This window comes from Streptomyces seoulensis, assembly GCF_022846655.1.
Classification (GTDB): domain Bacteria; phylum Actinomycetota; class Actinomycetes; order Streptomycetales; family Streptomycetaceae; genus Streptomyces.
Genome location: NZ_AP025667.1, coordinates 3,863,154 through 3,875,774 on the forward strand (window position 1 = coordinate 3,863,154; position 12,621 = coordinate 3,875,774).

Genomic DNA, 12,621 nt, shown 5'->3' on the forward strand with positions numbered 1-12,621 from the left:
GCACTCCTCGCAAGGCGTCACTGGTGTTCGCGTACGACGGCCACTCCCCCGGCCGGGACCAGGACGCCGGAGTCGGTGACCTCGGCGTCCAGCAGGCCCGTGCCCCGCACCGGGACCGGCACGTCGTCGGCGGTGTGGTTGATCAGGAAGAGGTAGCTGCCCCGCGGGCCGGTGCGGCGCACCGCCTCGATCCCCTCGGCGGCGACGGGACGGACGCCCGCCAGGTCGGCGAGGGTCCGCATCAGCTCGCGCAGGGTGTGTGCCGAGGGGCGTGTGGCGACGTACCAGGCGCTGCCCCGGCCGTGCTCGTGGCGGGTGACGGCGGGGCCTCCGGCGGCCGGGCCGCCGCCCGGCCCGTCCGTGAAGCGCCGTACGGCGGAACAGCCGCGCGGCTCGACGCGCTCGGTCCAGCCGTGCGCGAGGGTGCCGTCGTCGAGCCGGGCGGATTCACCGGGCCTGAGCGGCAGGTACTCGTCGACGCGCAGCCCCAGCGTCTCGCGCAGGGCGCCGGGATGGCCGCCGGGTCGCACCCGGTCCTGGGGGTCCACGACCCCGCTGAAGCAGCCGACCGCCAGGTGGCCGCCCTGGCGGACGTAGCCGTCGAGGCCGGCGGCGTCCTGGTCGGAGAGGAGATAGAGGTTCGGGGCGACGACGGCGCGGTAGGACGTCAGGTCGGCGCCGGGCGGGACCACGTCGCAGGTGAGGTTGAGCGCCCACAGGGCGGCGTACCAGTCGCGGACCACGTCCAGGTAGCGCAGCTCGGCCGAGGGGCGGGCCTCGAGTTCCAGGGCCCACCAGTTGGGCCAGTCGAAGAGCAGCGCGACCTCGCCGTGGACCCGGGTGCCGGTGACCTCCGCGAGGGCGCCCAGTTCGGCGCCGAGGGCGCGGACCTCGCGCCAGACCCGGCTGTCGGTGCCCCCGTGCGGGAGCATCGCGGAGTGCCACTTCTCGGCGCCGGCCGTGGACTGCCGCCACTGGAAGAACATGATGCCGTCGGCGCCCCTGGCCAGGTGGGTGAGGCTGTTGCGGCGCATCTCGCCCGGCCGCTTGGCCACGTTGACGGGCTGCCAGTTGACGGCGGAGGTGGAGTGCTCCATGAGCAGCCAGGGGTTCCCCCCGGCCATGCCCCGGGCGAGGTCGGCGTTGAGCGCGAGGTCGATGTGGCCCTCGGGGTCGGCCGCGGTGAGGTAGTGGTCGACGGAGACGAGGTCGCACTCGGGCGCGAAGGCGTGTCCGTCGGCCTTCTTCTCCAGCGTGCCCATGAGGTTGGTGGTGACGGGGATGCCGGGGGCGAGCCGCCTGAGCAGGGCCGTCTCCGCGCGGTGCCGGGTGAGGAGGGCGTCGGAGGAGAAGCGGCGGTGGTCGAGTTCCTGGCCCGGATTGCGGAAGGCGGTGGTGTCGCGGGGCGGGTCGATCTCGTCCCAGTCGCCGTAGCGCTGGCTCCAGAAGTCGGTGCCCCAGGCGGAGTTGAGGGCCTCCAGGGTGGTGTAGCGGTCCTGGAGCCAGGTACGGAAGGCGGCCGCGCTGGTGTCGCAGTAGCAGAGGGCGTTGTGGTTGCCCCACTCGTTGTGGACGTGCCACAGGGCGACGGCGGGATGCGCGGCGTAGCGCGTCGCCAGCGCCGTGACCACGGCGTCGGCGGCCTCGGCGTAGGCGGGACTGCTGGGGCAGAAGACCTGCCTGCTGCCGTGGGCGAGGCGGGTGCCGGAGGCGGTGACGGGCAGCGCGTCGGGGTGCAGCCTGGTGAACCAGGGCGGCGGGGCCGCGGTCGGGGTGGCGAGGTCCACCGCGATGCCGTGGGCGTGCAGCAGGTCGAGCACCTCGTCCAGCAGCTCCCAGTCGTACGCGCCGGGGCGGGGCTCGATGCGGGACCAGGAGAAGACGCCCACGGTCACGAGGTTCACGCCCGCTTCCCGCATGAGGCGGACGTCCTCGCGCCACACCTCGCGGGGCCACTGTTCGGGGTTGTAGTCGCCGCCGTAGGCGATGCCGCCCAGGCGCCGGCCGAGGGCGGTGAGGGGGTGGGCCATCACTTCACCGCCCCGGCGGAGAGTCCGGCGCGCCAGTAGCGCTGGAGGAGGAGGAAGGTGAGCACGATGGGCACGACGGAGACCAGGGCTCCCACGATGGTGAGGGTCTGCAGGACGGGCAGGCGGCTGGTCTGCGTCTGCCAGGTGTACAGGCCGAGGGTGACGGGATAGAGGTCGTCGTCCTGGAGCATGACCAGGGGCAGCAGGAAGTTGTTCCAGATGACGACGAACTGGAACAGGAACACGGTCACCAGCGCCGGTGACATCATGCGCAGCCCGATGCCGGTGAAGATGCGCAGCTCCCCGGCGCCGTCCATCCGGGCGGCCTCGATCACCTCGTCCGGTACGGACGCGGCGGCGAAGACACGGGACAGATAGACGCCGAAGGGGCTGACGACGCTCGGCAGGAACACCGACCAGAACGTGTTGGTGGCGTCCACCTCGGCGAACATCAGGAACAGCGGCAGCGCGAGGGCGGTCGCGGGTACGAGGACACCGCCGAGGATCACGGAGAACAGCAACTCCCGTCCTCTGAAGCGGTACTTGGCCAGCGCGTACCCGGCGGCCGCCGCCAGCGCGGTGGCGACGGCGGCGCCCGCACCGGCGTAGAGAAGGCTGTTGAGCAGCCAGCGCGCGAAGACGCCGTCCTGCTGCCGGAAGAGCGCGGCCAGGTTGGCACCGAAGTGCCAGTGGGCGGGCCGCAGTCCGGGGGTGTCGACCAGGTCGCCCTGGCTCTTGGTCGCGGAGACCAGCAGCCAGTACACCGGGAGCAGCATGTAGCAGGCGGCCAGGGTCATGAAGGCGACGGCGGCGCCCGTGGACGCGCGGCCCGTGCGGACCCCGCGGGTCGCGTGGGCGCCTTCGGTACGGGTGAGCAGGCTCATCCCTGCCTCCTGTTGGTGAGGCGGAGGAACGCGAAGGACAGCACGAACGTGACCGTGGCGAGGAGTACGGAGAGTGCGGCGGCCCCGCCGTAGTCGTCCCCGGCGGTGAGGGAGTAGGCGGCGAGATTGGGGGTGTAGGTGCTGGTCACGCTGGTGGAGATGGACCGGAACACCTGTGGCTCGGTGAAGAGCTGGAGGGTGCCGATGATGGAGAACACCCCGGTGAGGACGAGCGCCGGGCGGATCAGCGGGACCTTGATGCGCAGTGCGGTGGTCCAGCCGCTCGCCCCGTCGACGCGGGCCGCCTCCTCGATGTCGGCGGGGAGGGCCTGCAGCGCGGAGTACAGGATGAGCATGTTGTAGCCGGTGTAGGTCCAGGTGACGACGTTGCCGATGGACCAGAGCACCAGGTGGGGGCCGAGCAGGTCGGCCCGGATGCCGGCCGACTCCAGCAGGGCGGTGATCGGCGAGAGCCTCGGGTCGTACAGGGAGGCCCACATCAGCGCGGCGACGACGCCCGGGATGCCGTACGGCACGAAGTACACCAGCCGGAAGAAGCGCTTCAGGCGAGCCACGGCCGAGTCCAGCAGGAGGGCGAGGACCAGGGCGAACAGCAGCATCACCGGGATCTGCACGAGGGCGAAGAGACCGACCCGCAGGACGCTGTCGGCGAAGAACGGCTCGCGTACGACGTCGGCGTACTGCTCGAACCCGGAGAACACCGAGTGGGTGCGGCCGAAGGTGCCGCCGGTGCGGGCGGTCTTGTGCAGGCTCTGCCAGAAGGCGTAGCCGACCGGCAGCAGCGTGAACAGGACGAAGGGGAGGAAGAAGGGGGCGAGGAACGCGTAGGGGGCGAAGGTCCGGCGCGTCGGCCGGTCAGCGCGTGACATCGAGGGACTGCTTGCGCAGGGAGTCGGTGCTGTCGGCCGCGGTCCGCTTCAGCACGTCGCCGAGGGTGCCCTTGCCCGCGGTGACGTCCGAGGTGCCGTCGCTGAGGAAACGGTAGGTGTCGGTCATCGTGGGACCCCAGGTGAAGTCGGTGTCCACGTTGCCGGACGCCTGCTTGAAGACGTCGAAGATCTTCTGGTCGCCGTAAAAGCCGACGGGCTTCCGCAGGGCGGGCAGGGTCAGTCCGGCCTTGGCCGCCGGGTAGAGCCCGCCGGCCCGGTTGAGGATCTCCATGGCCTTCGGGTCGGTGTTCAGCCAGAGCGCGAACTCGGCCGCCTCCGCCGGGTGTTCGCTGCCGGAGAGGACTGCGGTGGTGGAGCCGCCCCAGTTGCCGGCCCGCTGGTCGCCCTCCTTCCACTGCGGCATGGGGGCGACCGCCCACTTGCCAGCCGTCGACGCGGCGTTGTCGCGGATGGTGCTGTATCCCCAGGCGGCGCTGATCCAGGTGACCACCTCGCCGGAGTTCCACGCCTTGTACAGCGCGGGCGAGAAGCCCTGGAGGTCGGTGGCGACGAGCTTGTCGTCGATGAGTTTCTGCCAGTAGTCGGCCACTTGGCGGCTCTCGGGCCGGTCGACGGTGACCTTCCAGGCGTCGCCCTTGCGCTCGAACATGGTGGCCTTGTTCTGCCACAGCAGGCCGGTGAACCAGTTCGGGTCGGTCTGGGAGAAGTGGGTGATGTACTTGCCCGCCTTCTTGAGCACGCGGGCGTCGGCCTCGTACTCCGCCCAGGTGGTGGGTGCCTCGAGGTGGAGCTTGTCGAAGACGTCCTTGCGGTAGTACAGGGCCATCGGGCCGGTGTCCTGGGGTATCGCCCAGACGCCGTCCTTGCCGTCGGCACCGAAGTCGACCTGGGACCAGGTCCAGTCGACGAACTTGTCCTGCGCCTGGGCGACCTGGGGGCAGGACTCGATGTCCTTGAGGCCGCCCTTGAGCCGGAAGCTGGCCAGGGAGTCGTACTCGATCTGCCCGAGGTCGGGGGCCTTGCCCGCCTTCAGCGCGTTGGACAGGTTCTGGTAGGTGCCCGCGTTCCCGGCCGGGGTGGTGCGCAACTTCACCTGTACGTCGGGGTGTTCGGTGTTCCAGACGCGTACGGCCTGGTCCATGCCGGGCACCCAGGACCAGTACTGGAGGGTGACCTTGCCGGAGGCGGGCTTGCAGGAGGTGCCGGCCGCGCCGTCGTCCTCACCGCCCCCGCCTCCACAGCCGGCCACCGCCGTGAGTGCCAGGACCGCCGCACCGGCCAGGCATCGTCTTGCGGTTGACGTGCGAACGGGGATCGCCATGAGGGTGCTCCTTTTGCGCCGAGGGTCGCGCTCCGGGGACGTGGTGGGCGCAACCTTCACAACAGGAATCCACAAAAGTCAACGGCCTTGCGGGAATTGACCGACATCGAGACCGGTTCGTGAACGCCGAATCTTCCTACGATCTACGTGCTGACCTGCAACTTCCATACGCAGGGGGGCAGATGCAGCCGTCAGGCGGAATCGATTACGCGTACCGTCCGGCGACGCGGTTCCTGACGCGGTGACTCAGACAGAGGCGCGGGCGACGAACTCCGCCTTCACCCGCACCGTGCGGTGGGCGGTGCGGCCGTCCAGCCGCTCGCGGAGCAGGCGGGCGGCGGCCCGGCCGACCTCCTCGGCGGGGTAGCGGACCGTCGTGAGCTGCGGCCGGACCAGGGAGGCGAAGGCGGCGTCGTCGTGGCCGACGAGCGCGACCTCGCCGGGGATGTCGATGCCCAGTTCACGGGCCTTGTCCAGGGCGCCGACCGCGATCACGTCGTTCGCGCAGAACACCGCGTCGGGCCGGTAGCGGCGGTTCATCAGCTCGGCGAAGCCCTCGGCGCCGGCCTCGCGCGTGTGCTCGCCGCGCACCACGAGTTCGCGCGGGAGGGCGGTGCCGTACTGGCGGGCGAGGGCCCGGAGCAGTTCCAGGCGGGGGTCGCCGCCGGTGGCGTCCCGAGGGCCCGCGATCATCGCTATGCGGCGGCGGCGCGCGGCGGTCACCAGCTCCAGCGCCTGCCGGGTCGCGGCCCGCGCGTCGGGGGCCACCTGGTCGACGGCGCCGAACGGCACGTCCGCGCTGACCACGGCCGGTATGCCCGCGTCGGTCAGCACGCCGAGGTCCTTCGGCAGCAGCCGGAACGGGGTGATGACCACCCCTGCGAAGCGCTGCTGCACCGCCTCGGCGAGCAGGGCCCGTTCCTCCTCGCGGCGCGCGCGGGTGTCACAGACGACGACATGGAGGCCGCGTCCGCGCAGCTCCTCCTGGAGGGTGGCCGCGAGCTGGGCGAAGAACGGGTTGGCGATGTCCGGCACGATCAGCGCGACCAGGCTGGAACGACCCGTGCGCAGGCTGCGGGCGGCCGTGTTGACGACGAACCCCAGCTCGGCGATGGCCGCCTCGACGGCCGTACGGGTCTCGGGGGCGACGGCGCGCTTGCCGGACAGGACGTAGGACACCGTGGCGGAGGAGACTCCGGCCGCACGGGCGACGTCCGCCATGGTGACCCGCTCGCGCACCGCTCACGCTCCTTCCGCGCGGTCACCCTACTTCACCTCGGGGGACGCGCCCGAGGTGGACCGGGCGGTCAGCGTTCCGCGGTGAGTTCGCGGTTGAGGACCTGGAGGAACTCGGCGACGGTCTCGAGCTGTTCGGGGGTGAAACGCTGCCGGGCCGCCTCGGTGCCGCGGGCGAGGGGGCTGAAGTACTGGCGGGCGAGTGCGCGCGCCCCGGCGTTGTAGTGCAGGTGCACCACCCTGCGGTCGGCGCTGTCCCGGACCCGGCTGATGTGACCGGCGCGCTCGAGACGGTCCAGGCAGGCCGTGACGGCGCCCGAGGTGAGGTTGAGGCGTTCGCGCAGGCCGGAGGGGGTCATGGGCTCACCGTCCAGGGCCGTGGCGTCCATGATCGCGGCGAGCGCGTGGACGTCCGTGGCGTGAAGGCCGTGCGCCTGGGCAAACGCGTGGGCGATGCGGTTGATCTCGCTGTTCAAGGTCCGCAGGAGGACGGCGTACCCCTGGAGGTCACTGGGAGGACGTTCCTCCGGACGTTCGGGCTGCATGCCGTCAAGGATATGATCTCCAGGTCTCTCGATCGTTGAGATACTTTGTTATTGAGATATACCTGCTCGGCATCCACCCACTCCTCCTGGGGAGCGAATGAATCCCGTACGCCGACCGGTCCGCTGGCTGGTCCCCCTCGTCCTCGTACTCGTCTGGCTCGGCCTGGGCGGAGCCTTCGGCTCCTACGCGGGCAAGCTCGGCGAGGTCTCGACCAACGACCAGACCGCGTTCCTGCCGCGCAGCGCGGAGTCCACGAAGGCCGTCGCCCTGCAGAAGACGTTCGACCGGCGGGAGACCCTGCCGGCCGTGGTGGTCTGGACGGGCGAGGACGGCGGCCGGATCACCCCGGCCCAGCGTGAGGCCGCCACCCGGGCGCTGGCATCGCTCGCCGGCACCGAGGGCGTGGTGGGCAGGCCCTCCCCCGCCCTCCCGTCCAAGGACGGCTCCGCGCTGGAGGGCGTCGTCCCGCTCAGCCCCGAGCTGGGCAAACGCGTCACCGAGGTGGTGCAGCGGGTCGAACGGGAAGCGGCGGGCGTCGACGGCACGCGCGCCCAGGTCGCCGGGCCCGCCGCCACACAGGCCGACCTGACGGACGCGTTCGGCGGCATCGACGGCATCCTGCTGGGCGTGGCGCTGGCGGCGGTGCTGGTCATCCTGCTGCTGGTGTACCGCAGTGTGCTGCTGCCGTTCGTCGTCATCCTCAGCTCGGTGTTCGCGCTCGGCATCGCCTGCGCCATCGTCTACGTCCTCGCCGACCACGGGGTCGTACGGGTGGACGGGCAGGTGCAGGGCATCCTGTCGATCCTGGTGATCGGCGCGGCCACCGACTACGCCCTGCTGCTGACGGCCCGGTTCCGCGAGGAGCTGGCGCGCGGTGCCCAGCGGGCGGAGGCCGCCTGGGGCGCGCTGCGCGGTTCGTTCGGCGCGATCACCGCCAGCGCGGCCACCGTGGCGCTGGGCCTGCTCGCCCTGCTGCTCAGCGATCTGACGAACAACCGCGCGCTGGGCCCGGTGGGCGCGATCGGCATCGGGTGCGCGGTGCTGGCGACGCTCACCTTCCTGCCGGCGGTGCTCGCCCTGCTGGGCCACGCCGCGTTCTGGCCGGCCAAGCCCCGCCCGGCCGACGCGGCGACGGGCGGCCACGGCATCTGGCGCCGGGTGGCGCACCTGGTCGACGGCAGCCCCCGGAAGGTGTGGGTGGCGACCTGTGTCGTGCTCGTCGTGGGGGCGGCCTTCTTCCCTGCGCTCAAGTCCAAGGGTGTCCCGCTGGACGAGCTCTTCGTCAACGACGCCCCGTCCGTCTCCGCGCAGCAGACGCTCGGGAAGCACTTCCCCGGCGGCTCCGGGCAGCCCGTGGTCGTCATCGCGGACGCGGACCGGCGTGCCGAGGTGACCGCGGCCGCGGGGAAGACGCCCGGCGTCGCCTCGGCGGCGGCGCTGAGCGCGACCGGCAAGCCCGGAGGTGCGCCTCGAGTGGTGGACGGCCGGGTGCGGATCGACGCCACCCTGACCGACGCCCCCGACAGCGACGCGGCCAAGGAGACCGTGCAACGGCTGCGCGACCGGCTGCACACGCTCGATCCCGGCTCGCTGGTGGGCGGCTACACCGCTCAGCAGTACGACACCCAGCGCACCGCCGAGCACGACCGGAACCTGATCGTCCCGGTGGTCCTGCTGATCATCCTGGTGATCCTCGTCGCGCTGCTGCGCTGCCTGCTGCTGCCGGTGCTGCTGGTGGCGACGGTCGCGCTCAACTACCTGGCCACGCTGGGCATCGCGGGCCTGGTCTTCCGGCACGGGTTCGGCTTCTCCGGCACGGACGCGTCGGTACCGCTGTACGGGTTCGTGTTCCTGGTCGCGCTCGGGGTGGACTACAACATCTTCCTGATGTCCCGCGTCCGCGAGGAGACGGTGCGCCACGGCACGCGGGAGGGCATCCTGCGCGGCCTGATCGCGACGGGCGGCGTCATCACCTCGGCCGGCGTCGTCCTCGCGGCGACCTTCGCCGCGCTGATCGTGATCCCCCTGGCGTTCCTCGTCCAGATCGCCTTCATCGTCGCCTTCGGCGTCCTGGTGGACACGCTCGTCGTCCGCTCCCTCCTGGTCCCGGCCCTGGTCCGCGACATCGGCCCGGCGGTGTGGTGGCCCAGCCGACTGGCCCGCGAGGAACGCTCCGCCCAGGAGCCGGAGTTCAGCGAGACCACCGCGGAACAGAGGCAGTAGCCCTCTTCGGGGCAGCCGCCGCCCGCTCAGTGCTCGGTCATCAGGGCACGGCGGGCGGCGGCCAGGAAGAGGAATCCCTGCCGGGTCCTGGCGGCTTCGGCCGCCCTGAACTCCCTTTCGCAGGCGACCGGATCGGCCGGGCCCGCCGAGCGCACGCACTCGTACCACGCGGTCCCGGCGCGGTCCATGCGCCAGATGGCCTCACGGAGCGACTGGACCACCTCGGCCATCTCGTTGGGTCCCGCCATGCTCACCGCGTCGGCGGTCTTGGTGAAGGTGACCCAGCCGTGCTGCGCCTCGGTCGCGTACTGCTCGCGCTGTTCGGGTGAACTACTCTCCGCAAGCAGGCAGTTCACCAACTTCCACCAGTCGGCGGTCACGTGCTTGGACGTCTCGATGCAGGCGAGGTACGCCTCGCGCCGGGTCTGCTCCAGCCGCGTCTCCCGGTCGATCGACCACTGCCGCCGCTGCTGCCCGTTCTGGCCGAGCAGTGCGATCAGTCCGGTGCCCGCACCGCCCAGCACCCCCACCGCAGCACCGATCACTCCCGCGAGCCCCGCGTCCATCCGGCCACGGTAGCGGGGGCCGGGCGGCCGGGGCTATGCCGGATCCAGGCGCCTGCGCAGGAGGCAGAACTCGTTGCCCTCCGGGTCGGCCAGGACGTGCCAGTCCTCGGCGCCGGTCTGGCCGACGTCGACGGGACGGGCGCCGAGTGCGAGCAGCCGCTCCAGCTCGGCGTCCTGGTCGCGGTCGGTGGGGTTGACGTCGATGTGCAGCCGGAGCTTGCCGGGGCGGGGGTCGGTGCTGGGGCTGAGGACGAGAGTGGGCTGCGGACCTCCGAACCCGGCGCCGGGCGGTCCGATCTCGATGCTGCCGTCGTCCTCGCGGCCGAGTTCCACGTAACCCAGTACGTCGCTCCAGAACGCGGCGAGCCGCTCGGGATCGGCGGCGTCGACGACCAGCTCACTGATGCGGCATGCCATGCGGGCAGTGTACGGAGAACGGGCGAATCCGGTGCGGCGTGGGCGACCCGAGCGTGCCGCACCGGGGAGCCTTCCGGCATGACCCTCACCGCACACATCGACACCACGCGCCCGGTGGCCACGCTCATCAACGTGTTCACCGTCGCCCCGGACCGCCAGGTCGAGCTGATCGACCTCCTCTCCCGCGCCACGGAGGAGACGATGAAGCACCGGCCGGGCTTCATCAGCGCCAACTTCCACGCCTCCCTGGACGGCGAGAGCGTCATCAACTACGCCCAGTGGGAGACCGAGGAGCACTACCGCGCGATGCTGGCCGACCCCGAGGCCAGGGTGCACATGGACAAGGCGGCGACCATCGCCACCGCCGTCCGGCCCCGGCTGTTCCGGGTGGAGTCGGTCCACGCGAGCTGAGCCGGGAAGCCACTCGTCCACCGGCGCCCCGGCCCGCTCCGTGGCGGCCCGGCTCGCCGGCGGCAGGCCGGGCAGGCCCGAGCCTCAGGTCCTCCTCAAGTCCCTTGGCAGCGCCACGACATGCCCGGCACGATCGACCGCATGACTGGGATCACGGGACTGACCGGAGGCCGGGCCTTCGTGTTGCCGCTCAAGGACTCGGACGCGATTCTGGCGGCCGTCCGACGGGCGTTGGCGGATGCGCCGGCACAGGAGCGGCCGGGGCTGGAGCGGGCCGTCGCGCTCGTGGAGTCCACCGCCGCCGCGTCCGAGGACGAGCTGTGCGCCCGCTGGGTCCGGGCCCGGCTGGCCGACACCGGCTTCACCGGTGACATCGCCTCGATGGCCGCCCTGAGGGCACTGCGCAAGGCCGAGCGGAGCCTCGGCCTGCTGACGGCGGTGGAACTCCAGAAGAAGGCGGTGGCTCACCCGGAGTGAGGGACGGCCCCCAGTCCCAGCTCGCGCTCGCCCAGCGGAGCGAAGAACCGCTCCACGTCGGAGACCTCCGCCAGAGTGGCGGGCGACCAGCGCGGGGAGCGGTCCTTGTCGATGATCTGGGCCCGGACGCCCTCGACCAGGTCGGGGGCGGTCAGGGCCGCGCAGGAGACCCGGTACTCCTGGTCGAGGACCGCCTCCAGTGAGCCGAGCCGCCCGGCCCGCCGGAGGGAGGCCAGGGTGATCTTCAGGGCGGTGGGGGACCTGGTCAGCAGGGTGTCGGCGGCCGCCTTCGCCTCGGGCGAGCCGTGCTCCCGCAGCCGGGCGATGATCTCCTCGACCGTGTCGGCGGCGTAGCAGGGGTCGATCCACTCCCGCTGGGCCGCCAGCCCGCCGTCCGGGGCCGGACGGCCATGGCGGGCGAGCGCTTCCTCCACGGGGAGTGCGGCGAGTTCGGCCACCAGGTCCGGGAGCGCGGCGGACGGTACGTAGTGGTCGGCCAGTCCGCACAGCAGCGCGTCCCCCGCGCCGAACTGCGCGCCGGTGAGCGCGAGGTGGGTGCCCAGTTCGCCCGGTGCCCGTGACAGGAGGTAGGTGCCGCCCACGTCCGGGACGAAGCCGATGCCGGTCTCGGGCATGGCGATCCGGGACCGCTCGGTGACGATCCGGACGCTTCCGTGCGCGGAGATGCCGACACCGCCGCCCATGACGATCCCGTCCATCACGGCGACGTACGGCTTGGGATAGCGGGCGATCCGGGCGTTGAGCAGGTACTCGTCCCGCCAGAACTCCGCCGAGGCGGTGCCGTCGCCGTCGCGGGCGTCGTCGTGGACGGCACGGATGTCACCACCCGCGCACAGCCCCCGCTCCCCCGCCCCCGTGACGACCACGGTCCTCACCGTCGGATCCCGCTCCCACTCGGTGAGCGCTTCGCCGATGAGCCCGACCATGGCGTGGTTCAGGGCGTTGAGTGCCTTGGGGCGGTTGAGCGTGAGGTAGGCGGCCCGGCCGATGGTGTGCACCAGTACGGGTGCCTCGGCGCCGGTCATCCGATCGCCTCCAGCGGGCCGTGGGCCACGATGACGCGCATGATCTCGTTCGTTCCTTCCGGGTCCGGTGGACAAGCGGGACACCGACGATCTTGCCTCCGCGGGAGCCTCCCGCGACACCCCCAACTTTGGTGGAATATTCAACAACCCCGAGGTGCTGTACCCACCGAAGGAGGTCTCAGGTGGACATCGAGTACTACGACCACGGCACCGCCGCCGAGCGCTGGGAGCGGGCGGGGATGTTCTTCGACGCCAAGGAGTACGCCAACGCCGCGCGCGTGCTCACCGGGCTGGTCGAGGAGGTCCCGGAGCAGACCGCGCCCCGGCTGCTGCTGGCCCGCGCCTACTACCACTCCGCCCAGCTCGGCCGCGCGGAGGCCGAACTGCGGATCATCGTGGAGCGGGACCCGGTGGAGCACTACGCCCGGCTGATGCTGGGCCGCACGCTGGAGCGCCAGTCCCGTACCGAGGAGGCCGCACCACATCTGCGGATCGCCGCCGCCCTCGCGGGCGACTTCCCGCAGGAGTGAGCGCGTCGGGGCGCGTCGCGTGA

13 protein-coding genes are annotated in these 12,621 nt (G+C 71.8%); 4 read left to right on the top strand and 9 right to left on the bottom strand.

Features of this window, described 5'->3' with window-relative positions:
• Nucleotides 1-17 precede the first annotated feature (17 nt).
• The 6 genes from HEK131_RS17755 to HEK131_RS17780 all read right to left on the bottom strand — a co-directional run bounded on the left by HEK131_RS17755 (nt 18) and on the right by HEK131_RS17780 (nt 6,927).
• Nucleotides 18-2,030, bottom strand: coding sequence for a beta-galactosidase (locus HEK131_RS17755; protein WP_244336094.1), 2,013 nt, complete (start codon nt 2,028-2,030; stop codon nt 18-20).
• Nucleotides 2,030-2,914, bottom strand: coding sequence for a carbohydrate ABC transporter permease (locus HEK131_RS17760; protein ID WP_244336096.1), 885 nt, complete (start codon nt 2,912-2,914; stop codon nt 2,030-2,032). Before HEK131_RS17760 ends, HEK131_RS17755 begins: the two co-directional genes overlap by 1 nt.
• Nucleotides 2,911-3,804: a carbohydrate ABC transporter permease gene (locus tag HEK131_RS17765; RefSeq protein WP_244336098.1), complete on the bottom strand. Its 894-nt coding sequence runs from the start codon at nt 3,802-3,804 to the stop codon at nt 2,911-2,913. The genes HEK131_RS17760 and HEK131_RS17765 overlap by 4 nt, the downstream gene beginning before the upstream one ends.
• The gene (locus tag HEK131_RS17770) at nt 3,791-5,074 is read right to left on the bottom strand and encodes an ABC transporter substrate-binding protein (RefSeq protein ID WP_244336102.1); all 1,284 of its coding nucleotides are present in this window, start codon (nt 5,072-5,074) and stop codon (nt 3,791-3,793) included. Before HEK131_RS17770 ends, HEK131_RS17765 begins: the two co-directional genes overlap by 14 nt.
• A gap of 318 nt (nt 5,075-5,392) precedes the next feature.
• Nucleotides 5,393-6,385 (bottom strand): LacI family DNA-binding transcriptional regulator, encoded by a 993-nt coding sequence (locus HEK131_RS17775; protein WP_244336104.1) that lies wholly within the window; start codon nt 6,383-6,385, stop codon nt 5,393-5,395.
• A 68-nt stretch (nt 6,386-6,453) separates the two neighbouring features.
• Nucleotides 6,454-6,927 carry a MarR family winged helix-turn-helix transcriptional regulator gene (locus HEK131_RS17780; protein ID WP_161148646.1) on the bottom strand — a complete coding sequence of 158 codons (474 nt, stop codon included), beginning with the start codon at nt 6,925-6,927 and terminating at the stop codon, nt 6,454-6,456.
• Nucleotides 6,928-7,024: 97 nt separating this feature from the next.
• On the opposite strand from HEK131_RS17780, the gene HEK131_RS17785 reads away from it, so the two are divergent.
• On the top strand, nt 7,025-9,151 hold the full coding sequence (locus tag HEK131_RS17785) for an MMPL family transporter (protein WP_244336108.1): 2,127 nt from the start codon (nt 7,025-7,027) through the stop codon (nt 9,149-9,151).
• 26 nt (nt 9,152-9,177) lie between these two features.
• Here HEK131_RS17785 and HEK131_RS17790 read toward each other — a convergent pair whose 3' ends face one another.
• The gene (locus HEK131_RS17790) at nt 9,178-9,717 is read right to left on the bottom strand and encodes a hypothetical protein (protein WP_244336110.1); all 540 of its coding nucleotides are present in this window, start codon (nt 9,715-9,717) and stop codon (nt 9,178-9,180) included.
• A 33-nt stretch (nt 9,718-9,750) separates the two neighbouring features.
• Nucleotides 9,751-10,134 carry a VOC family protein gene (locus HEK131_RS17795; RefSeq protein ID WP_244336112.1) on the bottom strand — a complete coding sequence of 128 codons (384 nt, stop codon included), beginning with the start codon at nt 10,132-10,134 and terminating at the stop codon, nt 9,751-9,753.
• Between the two features lie 78 nt (nt 10,135-10,212).
• On the opposite strand from HEK131_RS17795, the gene HEK131_RS17800 reads away from it, so the two are divergent.
• Both HEK131_RS17800 and HEK131_RS17805 read left to right on the top strand, forming a co-directional pair.
• Nucleotides 10,213-10,545: an antibiotic biosynthesis monooxygenase family protein gene (locus HEK131_RS17800; RefSeq protein WP_217462107.1), complete on the top strand. Its 333-nt coding sequence runs from the start codon at nt 10,213-10,215 to the stop codon at nt 10,543-10,545.
• A 141-nt stretch (nt 10,546-10,686) separates the two neighbouring features.
• Nucleotides 10,687-11,022, top strand: a complete 336-nt coding sequence (locus HEK131_RS17805; RefSeq protein WP_244336114.1) for a hypothetical protein — start codon at nt 10,687-10,689, stop codon at nt 11,020-11,022.
• Here HEK131_RS17805 and HEK131_RS17810 read toward each other — a convergent pair.
• A complete protein-coding gene (locus tag HEK131_RS17810) occupies nt 11,010-12,068 on the bottom strand; it encodes an enoyl-CoA hydratase/isomerase family protein (RefSeq protein ID WP_244336116.1) in 1,059 nt (352 codons plus the stop codon). The two genes, HEK131_RS17805 and HEK131_RS17810, sit on opposite strands and share 13 nt — an antisense overlap.
• A 182-nt stretch (nt 12,069-12,250) precedes the next feature.
• On the opposite strand from HEK131_RS17810, the gene HEK131_RS17815 reads away from it, so the two are divergent.
• Nucleotides 12,251-12,598 (top strand): tetratricopeptide repeat protein, encoded by a 348-nt coding sequence (locus HEK131_RS17815; protein WP_217462110.1) that lies wholly within the window; start codon nt 12,251-12,253, stop codon nt 12,596-12,598.
• Nucleotides 12,599-12,621: the final 23 nt, after the last annotated feature.

What these genes read in the sequence shown, in the direction of transcription:
- HEK131_RS17755 (WP_244336094.1), bottom strand. Translation starts at nt 2,030, where the DNA reads ATGGCCCACCCCCTCACCGCCCTCGGCCGGCGCCTGGGCGGCATCGCC.
- HEK131_RS17760 (WP_244336096.1), bottom strand. Translation starts at nt 2,914, where the DNA reads ATGAGCCTGCTCACCCGTACCGAAGGCGCCCACGCGACCCGCGGGGTC.
- HEK131_RS17765 (WP_244336098.1), bottom strand. Translation starts at nt 3,804, where the DNA reads ATGTCACGCGCTGACCGGCCGACGCGCCGGACCTTCGCCCCCTACGCG.
- HEK131_RS17780 (WP_161148646.1), bottom strand. Translation starts at nt 6,927, where the DNA reads ATGCAGCCCGAACGTCCGGAGGAACGTCCTCCCAGTGACCTCCAGGGG.
- HEK131_RS17785 (WP_244336108.1), top strand. Translation starts at nt 7,025, where the DNA reads ATGAATCCCGTACGCCGACCGGTCCGCTGGCTGGTCCCCCTCGTCCTC.
- HEK131_RS17790 (WP_244336110.1), bottom strand. Translation starts at nt 9,717, where the DNA reads ATGGACGCGGGGCTCGCGGGAGTGATCGGTGCTGCGGTGGGGGTGCTG.
- HEK131_RS17795 (WP_244336112.1), bottom strand. Translation starts at nt 10,134, where the DNA reads ATGGCATGCCGCATCAGTGAGCTGGTCGTCGACGCCGCCGATCCCGAG.
- HEK131_RS17800 (WP_217462107.1), top strand. Translation starts at nt 10,213, where the DNA reads ATGACCCTCACCGCACACATCGACACCACGCGCCCGGTGGCCACGCTC.
- HEK131_RS17805 (WP_244336114.1), top strand. Translation starts at nt 10,687, where the DNA reads ATGACTGGGATCACGGGACTGACCGGAGGCCGGGCCTTCGTGTTGCCG.
- HEK131_RS17810 (WP_244336116.1), bottom strand. Translation starts at nt 12,068, where the DNA reads ATGACCGGCGCCGAGGCACCCGTACTGGTGCACACCATCGGCCGGGCC.